The organism is Streptomyces sp. NPDC051555 (genome assembly GCF_044454405.1).
In the GTDB taxonomy this organism is placed as follows: Bacteria; Actinomycetota; Actinomycetes; order Streptomycetales; family Streptomycetaceae; genus Streptomyces.
Map to the genome: position 1 here is coordinate 820964 of NZ_JBITDP010000001.1, position 15638 is coordinate 836601.

Here is a 15638-nt window from a genome sequence, read left to right on the forward strand (position 1 = left end):
CCCGCAGTGCGCGCGGGGGTCGGGTCGGACGCCGGCGGAACGGCCTCAGGCGACGCTGGGGAGCACCTGCGGATGCTGGACGCACGCGCAGGAGGAGGCTCCGGGGAACCCGCAGCCGGAGGTGGACGTGTTGGCCGAGAAGGCCGAGACGCCCGCCGTGTCGCGCATCGTGGTGACGGTGATACCGCCGAGGTCCAGGTCGGTGGCCTCGAAGGTGGTGGCCGCGTTGATGTCTGCCATGAGAACTCCCAGGGTGGTGGGGGTGGCTGGTAATCGCCTGTCCCGTTGGTGGGGGACGAGCGAGCGCAACCGTAGCTCCGGGGTGTTCGGCGCGCAGCGGGCGATTTGCGCTCTTCCGGTGTAACTCCACCGGAAATCAACGGAGTTGGCCGACACGCCGACAGGTCCGGGCCGCGCGGCCGCCGGCTCCAGCGGCGCTGCACGCGGCCTCTGCCTCCGCCTCCCGGGCGGGCCGGGCGCCGGGTGGCCGCGGGGGGCGGGGCGACCGGTTTTCTCCGGCTCGATTCCGGCCAGTACAGTACGTGGATGGTGAACCTACGGGAGCAGATCCGCGTCGAGCTCGGTGTCAAGGCGGCCGTCGTGCCGAAAGTCGAAATCCGGCAGCGGGTCGACTTCCTCAAGGACTACCTGAGGTCGACCCCGGCCAAGGGCTTCGTCCTCGGGATCAGCGGCGGCCAGGACAGTACGCTCGCCGGTCGGCTCTGCCAGCTGGCGGCCGAGGAGCTGCGCGCGGAGGGGCGCGAGGCCACCTTCGTCGCGGTGCGGCTGCCCTACGGCGTCCAGGCGGACGAGCACGACGCGCAGATCGCGCTCGGATTCATCCGGCCCGACCGGTCGATCGCCGTGAACGTCAAGCCGAGCGCGGACGCCGTCGCCGTCGAGGCGGCCACCGGCCTGCGCGAGCTGTTGGGCGAGGAGACCGTGCTGCGGGACTTCGTGCGCGGCAACATCAAGGCCCGCGAGCGCATGGTGATCCAGTACTCGATCGCCGGACAGCTGGGCATGCTCGTGGTGGGCACCGACCACGCGGCCGAGGCGCTCACCGGTTTCTTCACCAAGTTCGGCGACGGCGGTGTCGACGTGACCCCGCTGACCGGACTGACCAAGCGTCAGGGAGCGGCCCTGCTCCAGGAATTGGGCGCACCGCCCAGCTCCTGGGAGAAGGTGCCGACCGCCGACCTGGAGGACGACCGGCCCGCGCTGCCCGACGAGGTCGCGCTCGGCCTCACGTACGCCCAGATCGACGACTACCTGGAGGGCGCGCACGTCGCGCCGGAGGTGGCGGCGAAGCTGGAGTCGATCTTCCTCGCGACCCGGCACAAGCGGACCGTCCCGGTCACCCCGCTCGACGACTGGTGGCGCGACTGAGCGCACCGAGCGCCCCGGCCACCCGCTGAGAGGGGCGGCCGGGCGGTCGGGGCGATTCAGTTCAGTCGCGCGCGGCGGACGGGCCGGGGGCCGCGGGCGTCGGGAGCGGGGTGCCCGCGCAGCGGGTGTCCTCGGCCGGCAGGGCGCCGTCCAACAGGTACGCCTCGACGTGCGCGTCGACACAGGCGTTGCCGCTCTGGTACTGGCCGTGGTCACCCCCGTCGACCGTCACCAGCCGGGAACCGGCCAGCCCGCGATGGGCGCGCACGGCCGCCTCGTAGTAGGTCGCCGGGTCGTTCGTCGAGTTGAGCATCAACACCGGCGGCAGCCCCGCGCCGGTCACCTTGACCCGCGGCGTCGCGGTCCGGGGCCAGTTCGCACAGATCGAGGCGAAGGTCAGCGCGCGGGCCCCGACCAGCGGGGCGTCGCGGGTCGCCGCGCCGCTCTGCGCCAGCCAGAACCGCCCGTCCCGGTTCCACGGGGTGTCCGCGCAGGTCACGGCGAAGTAGTCGGCCACGAACGGGGCCCCCATGAGGTGCTTCAGCCGGGCGGCCACCGCGGTCCGCGCCGGCGCCGGAGCCTGCTCCGGGTGTTCGAGGACGCCGAGCAGCGAGGCGAAGGACGCGAAGCGGCCGCCGGCGTTGTACATCGCGTCGCTCGCCGCCACGTCGAGGTGGTTGGCGGTGACCACCGTCCCCTCGATGTCGAGCGGGTGCTCGCTCAGGGCGGCCCGCAGCCGTTCGTAGGAGGCCTGCGCGGCGGCCGGGGTGCTCCCCTGGTGGTAGGTGGCGTCGTTCGCCGCCAGCCAGGGGAGGAAGTCCTGCTCGTAGCGGCGCTGGAAGCTCGCCGGCTGGCCCAGCTGGAAGGCCTGCCAGGTGCTGGTGAAGTCGACGTTGCTGTCGAGCACGACCCGGTCCACCCGGCGGGGGAACTCGGTCGCGTAGTACGCCCCGAGGACGGTCGCGTACGACGGCCCGAAGTAGGAGATCCGGTCCTCGCCCAGCAGCGCCCGGTACAGGTCCATGTCGTGCACGGCCTGGTCGGTGGTGATGTACGGCAACAGCCCGCCCGAGTTGCGCTCGCAGTCCCGGACGAAGGCGCGGGCGCGTTCCACGGTGCGGGCGAGGGCCCGCGGGGACCGGTCGCGCAGGTCGCCGCCGGCGAAGAGCGCGTCCACCCCGTCCTGGTCGGAGCAGACCACCCGGGTACTGGCGCCCACGCCCCGCTGGTCGAAGCCGACGATGTCGTACGCCGCCGCCAGCTTCGGCCCGTACGCGGCCAGCCCCGCCGGGCGTCCCAGCCCGGAGGAACCCGGCCCGCCCGCCGCCATCATCAGGACCCCGCGGCGCTTCGCGGGGTCCGTTGCGCGGTGCCGGGACACCTCGATGCTCAGGTTCGGCCCGGCGTCCGGGTGGTACCAGTCCCGCGGCACGGCCATCGTGGCGCACTCCAGCGGACCCGAGGCGCAGGGGTGCCAGTCGAGGCGCTGGGCGCGGTAGCGCTCCGGCACGGGCGGGGCCGTGGCGCCGGGCCAGGCGGACGGGCCCGCTGGGGCGGCCGCGCTCGCGGCCGCCGCGGGCAGCGCGGCGGCGGCGAGCAGTGCGCAGGCGGCGGCCGCTCCGGCCCGGCGTGCGGTCTTCCTCTTCCTGCTGAACAGGTGCATGTGGTACTCCCCGTCGGACGTTCTCGGTCGCTTCCGATCCTCGCCCGCGGGCCGCCCCGGCTTCGATACCACTGCTGCCAGGGTTGGAGGTGGCAGTAGTGCCACCCCGAGGCCGGGGCCGGGCCGCCCGGGCCGTCCGCCGATGCCCGGATACCGGGACCGGTGGGGCATGATCGGGGGATGTCAGATCGCATCATTGCCGCCTGCGACGGGGCGGCGAAGGGGAATCCCGGGCCTGCCGGGTGGGCCTGGGTCATCGCGGACTCCGCGGGCCGTCCGGAGCGCTGGGAGTCCGGCGCGCTCGGCCGCGCCACCAACAACGTCGGTGAACTCACCGCCCTCCAGCGGCTCCTGGAGGCCGTGGCGCCGGGCACGTCCATCGAGGTACGGATGGACTCGCAGTACGCGATGAAGGCCGTGACGCAATGGCTGCCCGCCTGGAAGCGCAACGGCTGGAAGACGGCGGCGGGGAAGCCGGTGGCCAACCGCGAACTGGTCGAGAGCATCGACCTGCTGCTGACGGACCGGGACGTGGAGTTCCGCTACGTCCCCGCCCACCGCGAGGACGGCGATCACCTCAACGCGATCGCCGACCAGGCCGCCAGTGACGCCGCCGTGACGCAGCAGGCGGCCGGGACGGCCCTCGGCAGCGAGACCGTCCCGGTGCCGGCGCCGACCCGCAGCGGACCGGCGCGGCAGAAGTCGGCCGCACCGGCGAAGCGGACCGCGGCGTCGGGTGCTGCGTCGGGTGCTGCGTCGGGCAAGGGCGGCCGCGCCATCAAGGCGAAGTTCCCCGGCAGCTGCCCGTGCGGCAAGCCCTACGCGGCCGGCGAAATGATCGCCAAGCTCGGGGCGCGCTGGGGTCACGCGGACTGCGCCGCCGCGGCCCCCGCCGACGCGCCCGCCTGAGCCGGGACAGCACGAAGTCCCGGACCCTGGGGGCCGGGACTCCGTGCTCTTCACTTGACCTGCCCGTTCAACGAACGGATCGCGAGGGGGTTACGGGCTGCCCGCCGGTCCTCCCGGCCGTGAGCCAGCGGGCCGCGCTCCAACTCGGGCTCCGGATGTTTGACTTGTGCCTCGGACAGCTTCGCCCCGATCAAGTCGACGACATGTCACTCCTCACGACGGCGCTTGTGGTACGCGTACGTCAGAGCGAGGAGAAGCGGGCCCCACAGGATCAGCGGGAGAGTGGCCGCTGCCGAGAGGGCCTTCCACCAGCCGTTGGAGTACTCGACGAGGGGGACCCCGCCGATGTGGAGAAAGGCGAGCGGCAGCGGGTCCCACAGCGCGATCAGCCCCAGAGCGCCCAAGGTGGCCGGGACGATCGCCGCGAGCGGTGGAATACGTCGACCGCCGATGATCGGGATCCATGAGGGAGCGACTTCGCCCCATCCGGCCACCAGGCCGAAGGAAAGGTAGGCGAGCCCCTCGGAGAGAAGGCTGAGCCCGAAGACGTAGAGGATCACCCACCAGTGCCACGGCTCGTGGACGGCGTAGACCTGGCCCATCTCGTAGTCGAATGCGAACGGCAGGCGCCAGAGGCACGACGGCAGGACGACCAGGGGTATGACCTGGGCGGAGCGGATGGCCCACCGGGGGACCGGCCGCGCGGTGTCACCGACCGTCGGGGACGGATGAAGCGTCTTGAATCGCATGGGCCGATCTTCCTTCCCCGGCCGGTGCCGGGGGATCGGCCTGAAGCAGTGTCCGATGCTCACCCATGCGAGGGGCATCGACTCCTCCGCTGGGAGGACGGCCGCCTCGCCCTGACCGACATCACGCTTTCAGGTTCAGTGCGCGCGCTGGATCGCCCGCACCAGTTCGGTGACGAGGTTCGCCCGCTCGGTCATGGCGTCGACCAACAGGTACTCGTGGTCGGCGTGGGCGCCGCCGCCTACGGCGCCGAGTCCGTCGAGGGTGGGCACCCCGAGCGCGGCCGTGAAGTTGCCGTCGCTGCCGCCGCCGACCGCCTTGCCCTCCAGGTGGGGCCGGAGACGCCGGGCCAGCGCGAACAGGGACGTCGACGCCGATTCGGGCATCGGGGGACGGCCGATGGACCCCTGCACCTCGATCCGCGCCCCGGCGAGGTGCGGGGACAGCGCCGCGAAGGCGGACTCCACGCGCTCGGTCTCCTCGGCGGACTCGACGCGGACGTCGACGATCACGGTCGCCCCGGCGGGGACGACGTTGTCCAAGGTGCCCGCGGACGCGACGGTCGGCGTGACGGTGGTGCCGAGCTCGGGGCGGCCGAGCGCCGCGATGTCCAGGACCTGGTACGAGGCTTCGACGAGGGCGTTCACGCCGGCCTCGGGCTCCAGGCCCGCGTGCGAGGCGCGGCCCGTGATCGCCACCTGGAAGGTGCCGCACCCCTTGCGCCCGGTCTTGAGGGCCCCGCCGTCGGCGGCGCCCTCGAAGACGAGGACGGCGCCGCAGGCGAGGGCGCGCTCCTCGATGAGGGACCGGGAGGTGTGGGAGCCGACCTCCTCGTCCGCGGTCACCAGGATCTCGACGCCCGACCGGTCGTCGAGGGCCGCCAGGCCGTGGACGGCCTGCACCAGTCCGCCGAGCATGTCGAAGACCCCGGGGCCGGTCGCGCGGCCGTCGGCGACCGCGAACGGGCGGCGCTCCAGGGTGCCGAGCGGGAACACCGTGTCGTGGTGGCCGAGGACCAGCACCTTGGGATCGCCGCCCGCGGACCAGTGGACGTGCGGCCCGGCCTCGCTCTCGAGGAGGACGGCCTGCCCGCCGAGGCGGCTCTCGATGACGGCGGCGACGACCTTGGCGGAGCTGCTCAGTGCGTCGCGATCGCGCGACGGGGATTCGGTCTCGACGAGTGTCCGAAGGTCTTCGAGCATGGCGTCGACGCTCACGGGGACGGTCTTGGGCATCGTCATGCGGGCAAGGGTATCCGCCGCGCCGCGCCGCGGGAGCGCCTGTCCATGGGGCGGTCCGTCGGGCCGTTCCCGCTCAGCTGGGCAGGCCCAGGCCCGCCGCGATCGCGCTGACCTTGGTGTAGACGGACACCGGGTACTGGTCGTCGCAGTACTTGTTCCCGGTGGAGACGATGCCGATGACCTTCCCTCCGGCGACGAGGGGGCCGCCGGAATCGCCGCGGCAGATGCTGTCGTGCGTACCGGCGCGGGGCAGCCCGCACACCTTGAGGGCGTCGGACTCGCCGGGTTCGGCGAAGGGCGCGCAGCCGGTGAGCGGAGCCAGGGTCAAGGTGGCCGACTTCAGCCGCGTGGCGGGGGTGTTGGTGGCGGTGCGGCCCCAGCCCGCCGTCTTCGCGCTCGTGCCGAAGGCGTAGAGGGCGGAGTCCTTCGGGCCCGCCACCGGCAGGGCGGCGTACGGCATGGGTGCGGCGAGGGTGATGACCGCCGCGTCGTAGGTCAGCGTGCCCTGTTCGAACTTCGGGTGGACCTTGACCGAGGCGACGTGACGGACCGTGCCCTTGGTGCTCGCGACCGTCGTGCGCCCGCCGACGACCAGCAGGTCGAGCGGTGCGGGGGCGTCCTTGATGCAGTGCGCCGCCGTCAGCACCTTGGTGGGGGCCACGAGCGTGCCGCCGCAGAACGGCTGCCCGTCCGCGGTCTCGATGAGCATGGCGTACGGGTGGTCCGTCACCGTCGCGTTCTGCCCGCCGTGGACGGCCGCGGCCGGAGTCGCGGTGGCCGCGAGTCCGGCCGCGGCGAGTACGGAAGCGGTGAACGCGGCCGCTGCGGTACGCCTGTTGAACCTGAGCATGTGATCCCCCCGGGGGCGCGGTGCGCGGCCCCGGGGCCGCGCGGCGTCGATGTCGTGCAGGAGGATGGGGGAACCGGCGGCCGGGTTCCGCGGCGGCGCCGAAATGGCCGGAAAAGTCAGCCGAGCCGCTCGATGGCCACCATCGCCGCGTCGTCGCCCAGGTGCCCGCCGGGGGAGTGGGCGAGCAGGTCCGCGCACAGGTGGCGCAGCAGGGCTTCCGGGCCGTCGCCGACCCGGTCGGCGACCCGTTCCGCCAGCGGGTAGAAGGCGCCCCGCGCGTCCCGGGCCTCGATGACCCCGTCGGTGTAGAGGAGCACGACGTCCCCGGGCTCGAAGGGGAACGACTGCACGACGAAGCCGCCGTCCGCGAACTCGGTGAGGCCCAGGGGCGGCGCGGGGTGGTCCACCTCCAGGGGGAGGACCTTCCCGCCGCGCAGCAGCAGGGGCGGCGGGTGCCCGCAGCTGACGAGGTGCAGGGTCGTCTCCCGGTCCGGGATGTCGAGCACGGCGGCCGTGGTGAACTGCTCGCGGTGCCCGTCGTGCTCGGGGGGCTCCCCGTGCGCGTCGCCGCCGTTGCCGTTGTCGTCGTACGGGTCCGGGGCGACCGCGGCCTCCAAATGGGCGACCAGACCCGGCAGGTCGGCCTCCTGGTGGGCGGCGGCCCGGAAGGCGCCGAGGACCAGGGCGGCGTCCCCGACGGCCGCCAACCCCTTGCCGCGGACGTCACCGATGATCAGCCGGGTGCCGTCGGGGGTGCGCGTGGCGGCGTACAGGTCCCCGCCGATCTGCGCCTCGGCCTCGGCGGCGAGGTACACGGAGGCGAGCCGGAGCGGGCCCATCCGTTCGCGCAGGGGCCGCAGGACGACCTGCTGTGCTGCCTCGGCCACCGAGCGCAGCTGGGTGAGCTGCCGCTCGCGGACCTCGCGCAGATGGGCGAAGAGGGTGACGAACACCGAGATCAACACCAGCGCGATGATCTGGATGGTGTGGTTGAGATCGGTCAGGTTGGTCCGTACGACGGCCACCACGGCCTGGGCCAGCACCGCCACGGCGCCGACGAACCCGGTCATCCGGGGCCCGGTGAAGGAAGCGGCCAGAGCGGGTGCGGCGACCAGGAACGGACCGAGGTGGACGCCCGGCGGAGCCAGGATGTCGACCACGGTGACGAGGGCGATCAGGACGAAGGGAACCGGCAGCAGCGCCGGGCGCGGTTCCCGGTCCCCGCCCCGCCCCGGGTGGCGCAGCCGATGACCCATGGCTCCTGCATACACCGGGGGAGGTGACTCACGCGAGTCGGTCCGCCAGCGCGTCGAGGTCGTCGACGAACCAGGCGTGGGTGCCCCGGTTCGACTCGCGGACCAGGTCCGGCAGGGCCTTGCTCGCCCGCAGGTGGTGCGCGATGTCCCCGACGACGACCAGGCGGAGCCGGTAGCTCACGAACTTCTGCAGGATCGCTCCCGCGACCCCGCTGCTGAGGTCGAAGAAGGCGTCGTCGAACCGCTCCGCCGGGACCGCGACCACGTCCGGCGCGTGGTGGTAGGCGGCGCCGATGAGGTGGTCGAGGGCATCCTGCTCGGTGGCGATCGGGGGACCGTCGGCGGCGCAGACGAGGACCGGTACGCCGTGGTGGGTCACGAGGCGGTCAGTCACGGTGGGCCCCCTGCCGGGCGCCGGAGGGGAACAGGCCGTTGTCCGGTTCCAGGGCGCCGTCGATCAGGTGCAGCAGATCGGCGGTGTCGACCGCACTGCCGAGGATCACGATCTTCATGCGGGCCCGCTCCTTGTCGTAGACGGTCTGGACGCGCAGTGCTTCCGGGGTGTCCCGCGGTCCCTGCACGGCGGCGGTGACCAGGGTGCTCAGCCGGCCGGCCCCCTCCGGGCCGATCGGCTCGACCAGCACGATGCTGGACACCTCCAGGTGCCCGCGCGGGGCCGTGACCGGCTTCGGTGCCGGTGCCGGATCCGAGTCGGTGAGCGGAAGTCGGGTCAGCGCCTCGAAGTCCTCGCGGCTGATCCGGTACTGCTTGCCGATCCGGACGGCTTTGAGCCGTCCGTCGCGCACGTAGTTCCGGACGGTCCGCACGTGGAGCCCCAGGCGCTCGGCGACCTCGCCCACCGAATACAGCTCGCGTTCAGCACTCTCCATGGAACCGGATCATACTGTAAACGACCATATTTATGGAAGATGAGTGACGATAGGGAGTGATGGGGAGGGGCGGGGCGGTGAATTCAACGATCGTTTCGGTTGTAGAACCGATCGCTGATCTGATTCAGTGACGAGGCGGTACGGGCGCTGCCCGTCGGCCGCTACGCGTACGGGACAAGCAAGCCAGCCAGGAGTGAACGTGACCGACGAGGAAAGCCCTCACCTGAAGAGCCTGGCGCTTCTCGAGGGGCTGATCGAGGAAGCGGAGCTGGACTGGGCCGTGACCCTCGACCCGGAGCCACTGGCCCGGAGCACCGGTTTGCCCGAGTCCGTGGTGGTGGCGGGCCTGCACCGGCGCCCGCTGCCCGAGAGCGACTTCCTCCAGCAGGTCACCCAGCGCCTCGAATTCCTGCGCCGGACCCGGCTCGGCCCGGCGGGCCGGCCGTACACGCAGGCCGAGATCGCGCACGGGGCCGGTCTGACGCCGCAGTGGTTCGGCCGTTTCCTGCGCGGGGAGAAGGCGCCCTCGCTGGAGCACGCCGCCCGGATCGAGGACTTCTTCCAGGTGCCGCGCGGCTTCCTTACCGCCACCCCCTCCCAGGCCCTGGACCGGGCCCTGCGGGAGAAGCTGGAGGAGGAGCAGTCGCGCCAGCTGGCCGAGCTCCAGGACTTCAAGCGCAAGAACCAGCTCAACGGATTCGCCCTGCGGGGCACGTCGCCCAAGACGCGCGCCGTGATGCAGGCGCTGATCGACTCGATCGAAGAGGACCAGCTGGACGCCTGAGGTGCTGCGCGCGGGGTATCGCGCGCGGAGGCAGTACGTGGGATCGGCTCCGCCACTCGGCGCGGGCACGGGGAGAGGGCACCGCACACCGCGCCCGAGCGGTGTGCTTTTCGAGGGGTTTTCCGGGTGGGGATCTTGCGCAACAGGCGTCGGCAGCACCAGCTCGAGGAGGAGATGGCGAAGCTGTGCGGCGAGCTGGACGCCGCGCTGCGCGGGCCGGCCCCGGCCGATGTGGACGAGCTGTTCAAGAGGGTGGCCGGCTACCTCACCGAGATGCGCGGCCGCCCCGTGCGGGTGCTGCGGCGCAACTTCCCGCCCGGCCTGTCCGGGCTGTGGCTGGACCGCGAGCACGAGGACGTCATCGTCGTCGTGCGCAGCACCAGCCCCTTCCACTCCCTGGTCATCCTGGGACACGAGATCTGGCACATGGTGCGCGGGCACTGCGGCACCCACGAACACGGTTCGCAGGCCGCGACCCGGCTGCTGGTGGACGTCCTCGGCCCCGGCCCGCTCGACCAGGCCATCCTCAGCGTCGCCGCGCGCACGCACGCCGTGCCCGGCGACGAAGCCGAAGCGGAGGCGTTCGGACGCCGGTTCGGCAGCCGGCTGCGCCGCCACGTGGAGCCCCATGCCGGCCAGCGCCCCCTCAACGGCCCCGGGCAGCGGATCCAGTCCTCCCTCGGAGGCTCTGAGGACTGATGGCCAATGCGGACTACTACATACCGGCCGTGGTGCTCGCCCTGGTCTTCCTCGCGAAACTTCCGAACCTGACCCGCAGGTGGCGCAACCCCATGGTGCGCGGAGTCGCCGCGCTGACCTTCCTGATCGGCGCCGGATTCTTCTTCGCGGCCCCCTCCACCATCCGCTTCGTCAACCGGACCACGGGCGTCGACAACGTCTCGGCCCCGCTCGTCTACTCGCTCCTCAGCGCGTGCAGCACCATGGCGATGGTGCTCCTGACCTACTGGCGCAGCGGCTTCGGCGAGGAGGTCCGGCGCCAGGTCCGCGGTTGGTTGTGGGGCGGCGCGCTCGTCATCGTGTGCATCTCGGCGCTGTTCGCCTCCGGGGACGCGCCGAGCGAGCGGGTGCGCGACCTGGACACCTACTACGCCTCCGCCCCGGGCATCCGCGAAATGATCGTCCTCTACCTGCTCTGGCACACCGCGATCTACGCCACGCTCACCCGCACCTGCCGCCGGTGGCTGAGCGAGGCCGAGGGCTGGCTCCGGGCCGGGCTGAGCTGCCTGGTCGCCGGTTTCGGGCTCGGCGCCGCCTTCGGGATCGCCAAGGCCGTGGCGCTCGGTGCCCGGTGGTCGGGCGTCGACCTCGACTACCTGAGCAGTGACCTCGCCCCGCCCGCCGCGGGCCTCGGGTCCCTGCTCTGCGCGGCCGGGTTCCTCCTCCCGCAGGGCGAGCGGGTCGACGCCTTCCGGAACACCTGGAGGCGCTACCGGGAGTTGGCTCCGCTCTGGCGCGACCTGCGCGAGGTCGCCCGGGAGCCGGACCTGACGCTGACGCTGCGCCGGCCGTCGCTGGACGACCGGCTCGCGTACCGGGAGACGGACGTCCACGACCAGCTGATCGCCCTCGCCCCGTACTGCGATCCGGGGCTCATGGCGTCGGGGCGCGCGGCGGCCCTGCGCGCGGGGGAGGAGCCCGGGCCGGCCCGGGCCGCCGGAGCCGCTACCATGATCGCCGCCGCCATCGCGGCCAAACGGGAGGGACCGGACCCCGCCGAGGGGGCCGACCGCGGCGCCGGGTTCGAAGCGGTCTCCCTCCTTCTGGGAGGGGGCGGCGACGAAATCGCGCGGGTGGCCCGGCACTATGGGGTGCTCTCCCGCCGGACGGTGACCACCGGGCCCGTCCGGCCCCCCGCACCCGCACGGAAGGTCGCACGATGATGCGCTCGCAAGGCCTCGATTTCTACATACCGGGCGCCTTCCTGGTCGTCATCCTGCTGCTCCGGCTCCCCGCGCTGTGGCGCGATCCGCGCAACGAACTGCTGCGGTCCGTCTGCGCGGTGCTCGCCCTGGCGGTCTGCGTGGACTTCGCCACCGCCCTGCCCTCGCTCGTGGCGATCAACCGCTTCACCGGGGTGCCGAACGCCGCCGCACCGCTCGTCTACTCGCTGCTGACCGCGTTCTGCGGGGCGAGCATCGTCTTGATCATCCGGTGGAACGCCGGGCCGGAGAAGGCCGCCTGGGCGGCCCGGTGGACGCGCCGCTGCTACCGGGTGACCGCGGTGGTCGTCGTCGCGATCAACGTCCTGTTCGTGCTGGGCGACGCTCCGGTGGAGCGGCTCACCGACATGGACACCTACTACGCGTCCACGCCCTACATCCGCGAGATGCTCCTGCTCTACCTGCTGGCCCACACGGCGAACGGCATCATCGTGACGGCCCTGTGCTGGGTGTGGGCGCGGCAGGTGCACGGCGCGCTGCGCGCCGGACTGATCCTCATCTGCATCGGGCACCTCTTCAACCTGGCCTACGACGGGCTGAAGTTCACCGCCATCGTGTCCCGCTGGCTCGGTCACGACCGGGACTACCTCAGCGCCGGGGTCGCCCCCGTCGTCGCCTCGCTGTCCGTGATCCTGATCGGCGGCGGGTTCGTGCTGCCGCTGGCCTCGCAGCGGTGCTCGACCCACTGGGACCAGTGGCGCCGGTTCCGTCAGCTGCGGCCGCTCTGGAAGGAGCTGAGCGCGGCCACCCAGCACACGCGTGAGCTCGCCGAGGGCCCCCGTGCCTCCATCGAACTGCGCGTCACCCAGCTGGAAGCCGACATCCACGACGGGATCCTCACGGTCAGCCCCTACCTGGACGCGGAACTGCGCGCCCGCGCCCTGCTGCGCGCGCGCGAAACGGCCGGCTGCGCCGAAGAGGCCGAGGCCACCGCGGACGCGGCCGCACTCGCCGACGCGGTCGTGGTGTGGGCCCGTCGCGTCCCGCTGCCCGAGGGGTCGGACCCGCTGCGGCAGAACCACCGCTCCGTACTGGTCTCCCCCGACGATCCCTCCGGTCTGGTGCGGATGTCCCGCGCGCTGTCCTCGGACGTGGTCCGGTCCTTCCGAGAAGCGGCTGCGCTGCGGCACACCCCCGATATACCGGTGCCGCAACGCTAGCCGTCTCCGACCCGGCGAGAACTTCCTCCCCGGGCTTCGTGGCCACTAGAACATGTCAATGATCGATTGTGCAAGCGAAACGATCCTTGAATTTGACCTTTCGGACTCTCCGCGTCCGGCACGGGCGGATTCGTCGTGCCTTGGGACCCTAAAACCCCCACTGGTCAGGTACTTGACCAGTGGAGGGGGTGGTTCCCCCAAGGTCTGGACCGGGGGTTAATCGGTTCGTCCAGAGAAACGATCGTTGGTAGGGTTGCCGTCAGGCGAGCTGCCACCGCTGGATGCCGGTCCCGCCGGACGGTTGTTGGGTGACGGGGGAGCCGTCCGCGGTGGAAGCGGTGGTGAGGAGCAGCGCGCTCTTCCGGTTGGCCACCGAGTAGTCACCGCCGCCGAGCGCGGTGAACAGCCAGCGCTGGCTGTCGCCGCCCGTGCAGGTGGCCTGGACGACGGCCGCGCCGGTGGTGGTGGATCCGCCCTCCACGTCCGCGCAGAGGTGCGAGAGGACGTTGGTCAACGTGTAGGTCCCGTCGCCGCCCAGCGCCAGTTGCCACTGCTGGTTGGGGCCGCCGTGCGGGGTCCAGGTGATCAGCCGGGTGCCGGAGGCGGTGGAGCTCGCCGGGTCGTCGAGGGCCCGCCCGGCGGCGGTCAGGGTCCGGGTCCCGCCCAGCCGGCCCCCGTACACCTCGAACTCGTACAGGGAGTAGCCGTAGGCGGTGCCGCGCTGGGTCCCGTACATCCGGATGTAGCGGCCCGACCCGGAGAGGCCGCCGAGGTCCTGGACCCCGCCGGCGCCGCTGGTCGTCGTGTACGCGGTGCGCCAGTTCGCGCCGTCGTCGGAGAGCTGGATCTGGAACGCCTTGCCGTACGCCGCCTCCCAGCGCAGCACCACCCGGTCGACGGCCTGGGTGGAGCCCAGGTCGACCTGGAGCCACTGCGGGTCGGCGTAGGCGCTCGACCAGCGGGTGGCGGGGTCGCCGTCGGTCGCCGTGGCCGCCGGGAAGTTCGCCGTCTCGGTGCTGGAGGCGGTGGTGGGGCGGTTGCGGGCGAGGTTCCCCGGCTGGGCGAGCCCGGGCCAGGCGGGGTTGTGCCCGATCGTCGCGATGATCGGGGTGAAGGAGGCGTAGTCGCCCACCGGCTTCGGTGACCCCCAGGTCTGCTGGGCGAGGGCCCGCAGGGGGTTGGCGATGCCCGCGGCGATCTGAGCCTCCGTCTCGGCGCCCGGGTTGTCGCACCACACGTGGATCAGCGAACCGGGGTTCTTCGCGGGGTCGGTGAGGGTGGCGCCGCCCTCGAAGCGGTCGGGAGTCCAGGTCTCGTACATCCACTTGGTGTCGGGCTTGGCGCCACCGAGCACGTAGTAGGTCGGCGTCCAGGACTCGTTGGCGACCTGGTGCCCGGCCGCGGCCAACTGCTGGGGCGTCAGCCCGTAGCTGTACCAGTACTCGACGAGGATGCCCGGGTGCGGGGCGATCGTGCCGTCCCCGGACTTGATGCCGTCGTTCCACATCCGGGTGGTCTTGCCGCCGGCCCGCACCAGGTCGTCGGCCCAGTTCACGAACCCGTAGTAGGTGTCCTTCGCGGTCGCGCCCGCGCCGTAGTGGGCGCGGGCGTAGCTGAGCAGCTGGGGGTACTTGCCGTAGTCGGTGACGTACTCGTCGGCGCCGATGTGCCAGTAGGCGGCCGGGAAGAGCGGCAGGTACTCGTCGACCAGGTCCTTGATCAGGGCGTACGAGGCGGGCAGCGACAGGTCGATGAAGTCGGCGCTGACCGCGCCCGAGCTGCTCTTGAGCTTCAACTCGGGGTGGGCGGCCAGGATCGGGTTCATGTGCCCCGGGGTGTCGATCTCCGGCACGATCGTGACGTGGTACTTCTGCCCGAGCGCGATCAGGTCGGCGACGTCCTGCTTGGAGTAGTGGTCGGCGGAGACGATCTCGGGGTGCGTGGCGCTCTCCAGCCGGAAGCCGAAGGTGTCCGACAGGTGGAAGTGGAAGTAGTTGAGCTTGAGGTAGGCCAGCTCCTTGATGTGCTGCTCGACCCACTGCACGGTGAAGAACTTCCGGCCCTGGTCGATCATCAGGCCGCGCTCGGCCTTGGACGGCCAGTCCACCGCGGTTCCGGCGGGGATCGAGGAGGACTGGTGCAGCAACTGGAGCACGCTGCGCGTGCCGTAGAAGGCGCCGGCGTCGGTCCCGGCCCGCAGGGAGAGGGTCGCCGCGACGGTCATCCGGTAGCCCTCGGCGGGCAGCGTGGCGTCCCCGAGCGCGAGCGCGATGTCACCGGTGGAGGCCGTGCCCGTGACGACGGCCACCGGACGCCCCGCGAGGGCCCCCAGATCCTCCGCCAGGGTCTGCGCCTCGTCGAGGAGCCGGTCGGCGGAGGCGGGATCGACGACGATCCGGCTGGCGCCGGTGAAGGTGTAGGCGCCGGAGCCGGCCGTCCACTGGCGCAGCGCCGGAATCGTCTGGGGCGGCCCGGCGGCGGCCGGGGCGGCCGGAGCGGAGGTCGCGGGGGCGGCGATCGCGGGTACGGCGAGTGCGGCCAGGGCCAGCACGGCGGCGATCAGGAGTCTGAGCAGACGCATGGAAGTCCCCGAACGGTGGATGGGAAGGGGAGTGCGTGTGGCGGGCAAAGTGCAGCGCAGTGCCGCGTTCATGTCAATAGGTGCTCGAAGTGGGCTGGTTGCGCGCACGATCGCGCACGACGTCGAACGCCCGCCCGGTCCCCGACCCCGGCGCCCGCCCCGCCGTGTCGTAACCCCTGCGCCCGGTGGTCGCGGCCCGATAGTGGG

At 72.3% G+C, this 15638-nt stretch carries 15 protein-coding genes; 6 read left to right on the top strand and 9 right to left on the bottom strand.

The window, feature by feature from the left end; all coding sequences use genetic code 11:
* Nucleotides 1-45: 45 nt before the first annotated feature.
* A complete protein-coding gene (locus ACIBEA_RS03495) occupies nucleotides 46-240 on the bottom strand; it encodes a thiazolylpeptide-type bacteriocin (RefSeq protein ID WP_399257441.1) in 195 nt (64 codons plus the stop codon).
* Between the two features lie 306 nt (nucleotides 241-546).
* On the opposite strand from ACIBEA_RS03495, the gene nadE reads away from it, so the two are divergent.
* Complete coding sequence (gene nadE / locus ACIBEA_RS03500; protein ID WP_399257443.1) at nucleotides 547-1389, top strand: ammonia-dependent NAD(+) synthetase; 843 nt, start codon at nucleotides 547-549, stop codon at nucleotides 1387-1389.
* 61 nt (nucleotides 1390-1450) lie between these two features.
* Here the strand turns inward: nadE and ACIBEA_RS03505 are convergent, their stop codons facing one another.
* Nucleotides 1451-3052: an alpha/beta hydrolase gene (locus tag ACIBEA_RS03505; RefSeq protein ID WP_399257445.1), complete on the bottom strand. Its 1602-nt coding sequence runs from the start codon at nucleotides 3050-3052 to the stop codon at nucleotides 1451-1453.
* Between the two features lie 180 nt (nucleotides 3053-3232).
* Between ACIBEA_RS03505 and ACIBEA_RS03510 the strand changes: the two genes are divergently transcribed.
* Nucleotides 3233-3961: a ribonuclease H gene (locus tag ACIBEA_RS03510; protein WP_399257447.1), complete on the top strand. Its 729-nt coding sequence runs from the start codon at nucleotides 3233-3235 to the stop codon at nucleotides 3959-3961.
* 206 nt (nucleotides 3962-4167) lie between these two features.
* Here the strand turns inward: ACIBEA_RS03510 and ACIBEA_RS03515 are convergent, their stop codons facing one another.
* From ACIBEA_RS03515 to ACIBEA_RS03540, 6 genes are all read right to left on the bottom strand, one after another.
* Nucleotides 4168-4710 carry a hypothetical protein gene (locus tag ACIBEA_RS03515; protein WP_399257448.1) on the bottom strand — a complete coding sequence of 181 codons (543 nt, stop codon included), beginning with the start codon at nucleotides 4708-4710 and terminating at the stop codon, nucleotides 4168-4170.
* Between the two features lie 135 nt (nucleotides 4711-4845).
* Nucleotides 4846-5949, bottom strand: coding sequence for a M20 family metallopeptidase (locus tag ACIBEA_RS03520; protein WP_399257450.1), 1104 nt, complete (start codon nucleotides 5947-5949; stop codon nucleotides 4846-4848).
* Between the two features lie 73 nt (nucleotides 5950-6022).
* Nucleotides 6023-6799, bottom strand: coding sequence for a S1 family peptidase (locus tag ACIBEA_RS03525; RefSeq protein WP_399257452.1), 777 nt, complete (start codon nucleotides 6797-6799; stop codon nucleotides 6023-6025).
* Nucleotides 6800-6915: 116 nt separating this feature from the next.
* A complete protein-coding gene (locus ACIBEA_RS03530) occupies nucleotides 6916-8055 on the bottom strand; it encodes a PP2C family protein-serine/threonine phosphatase (RefSeq protein WP_399257454.1) in 1140 nt (379 codons plus the stop codon).
* Between the two features lie 28 nt (nucleotides 8056-8083).
* On the bottom strand, nucleotides 8084-8449 hold the full coding sequence (locus ACIBEA_RS03535; protein ID WP_399257456.1) for a DUF4180 domain-containing protein: 366 nt from the start codon (nucleotides 8447-8449) through the stop codon (nucleotides 8084-8086).
* Nucleotides 8442-8945, bottom strand: a complete 504-nt coding sequence (locus tag ACIBEA_RS03540; RefSeq protein ID WP_399257458.1) for a helix-turn-helix domain-containing protein — start codon at nucleotides 8943-8945, stop codon at nucleotides 8442-8444. The genes ACIBEA_RS03535 and ACIBEA_RS03540 overlap by 8 nt, the downstream gene beginning before the upstream one ends.
* A 199-nt stretch (nucleotides 8946-9144) precedes the next feature.
* Here ACIBEA_RS03540 and ACIBEA_RS03545 point away from each other — a divergent pair, with 199 nt between their 5' ends.
* The 4 genes from ACIBEA_RS03545 to ACIBEA_RS03560 all read left to right on the top strand — a co-directional run bounded on the left by ACIBEA_RS03545 (nucleotide 9145) and on the right by ACIBEA_RS03560 (nucleotide 12850).
* Nucleotides 9145-9729: a helix-turn-helix domain-containing protein gene (locus ACIBEA_RS03545; protein ID WP_399257460.1), complete on the top strand. Its 585-nt coding sequence runs from the start codon at nucleotides 9145-9147 to the stop codon at nucleotides 9727-9729.
* A gap of 135 nt (nucleotides 9730-9864) precedes the next feature.
* Nucleotides 9865-10428: a toxin-antitoxin system, toxin component gene (locus ACIBEA_RS03550; RefSeq protein ID WP_399257462.1), complete on the top strand. Its 564-nt coding sequence runs from the start codon at nucleotides 9865-9867 to the stop codon at nucleotides 10426-10428.
* A complete protein-coding gene (locus ACIBEA_RS03555) occupies nucleotides 10428-11630 on the top strand; it encodes an MAB_1171c family putative transporter (RefSeq protein ID WP_399257465.1) in 1203 nt (400 codons plus the stop codon). The genes ACIBEA_RS03550 and ACIBEA_RS03555 overlap by 1 nt, the downstream gene beginning before the upstream one ends.
* Nucleotides 11627-12850 carry an MAB_1171c family putative transporter gene (locus ACIBEA_RS03560; protein ID WP_399257467.1) on the top strand — a complete coding sequence of 408 codons (1224 nt, stop codon included), beginning with the start codon at nucleotides 11627-11629 and terminating at the stop codon, nucleotides 12848-12850. Before ACIBEA_RS03555 ends, ACIBEA_RS03560 begins: the two co-directional genes overlap by 4 nt.
* A gap of 259 nt (nucleotides 12851-13109) precedes the next feature.
* Here ACIBEA_RS03560 and ACIBEA_RS03565 read toward each other — a convergent pair whose 3' ends face one another.
* Nucleotides 13110-15431, bottom strand: coding sequence for a family 20 glycosylhydrolase (locus tag ACIBEA_RS03565; RefSeq protein WP_399257469.1), 2322 nt, complete (start codon nucleotides 15429-15431; stop codon nucleotides 13110-13112).
* Nucleotides 15432-15638: the final 207 nt, after the last annotated feature.

Excerpts from the sequence above, each read along its gene's own strand:
- ACIBEA_RS03495 (WP_399257441.1), bottom strand. The coding sequence starts at position 240 with ATGGCAGACATCAACGCGGCCACCACCTTCGAGGCCACCGACCTGGAC.
- nadE (WP_399257443.1), top strand. The coding sequence starts at position 547 with ATGGTGAACCTACGGGAGCAGATCCGCGTCGAGCTCGGTGTCAAGGCG.
- ACIBEA_RS03505 (WP_399257445.1), bottom strand. The coding sequence starts at position 3,052 with ATGCACCTGTTCAGCAGGAAGAGGAAGACCGCACGCCGGGCCGGAGCG.
- ACIBEA_RS03510 (WP_399257447.1), top strand. The coding sequence starts at position 3,233 with ATGTCAGATCGCATCATTGCCGCCTGCGACGGGGCGGCGAAGGGGAAT.
- ACIBEA_RS03515 (WP_399257448.1), bottom strand. The coding sequence starts at position 4,710 with ATGCGATTCAAGACGCTTCATCCGTCCCCGACGGTCGGTGACACCGCG.
- ACIBEA_RS03520 (WP_399257450.1), bottom strand. The coding sequence starts at position 5,949 with ATGACGATGCCCAAGACCGTCCCCGTGAGCGTCGACGCCATGCTCGAA.
- ACIBEA_RS03525 (WP_399257452.1), bottom strand. The coding sequence starts at position 6,799 with ATGCTCAGGTTCAACAGGCGTACCGCAGCGGCCGCGTTCACCGCTTCC.
- ACIBEA_RS03530 (WP_399257454.1), bottom strand. The coding sequence starts at position 8,055 with ATGGGTCATCGGCTGCGCCACCCGGGGCGGGGCGGGGACCGGGAACCG.
- ACIBEA_RS03540 (WP_399257458.1), bottom strand. The coding sequence starts at position 8,945 with ATGGAGAGTGCTGAACGCGAGCTGTATTCGGTGGGCGAGGTCGCCGAG.
- ACIBEA_RS03555 (WP_399257465.1), top strand. The coding sequence starts at position 10,428 with ATGGCCAATGCGGACTACTACATACCGGCCGTGGTGCTCGCCCTGGTC.
- ACIBEA_RS03560 (WP_399257467.1), top strand. The coding sequence starts at position 11,627 with ATGATGCGCTCGCAAGGCCTCGATTTCTACATACCGGGCGCCTTCCTG.
- ACIBEA_RS03565 (WP_399257469.1), bottom strand. The coding sequence starts at position 15,431 with ATGCGTCTGCTCAGACTCCTGATCGCCGCCGTGCTGGCCCTGGCCGCA.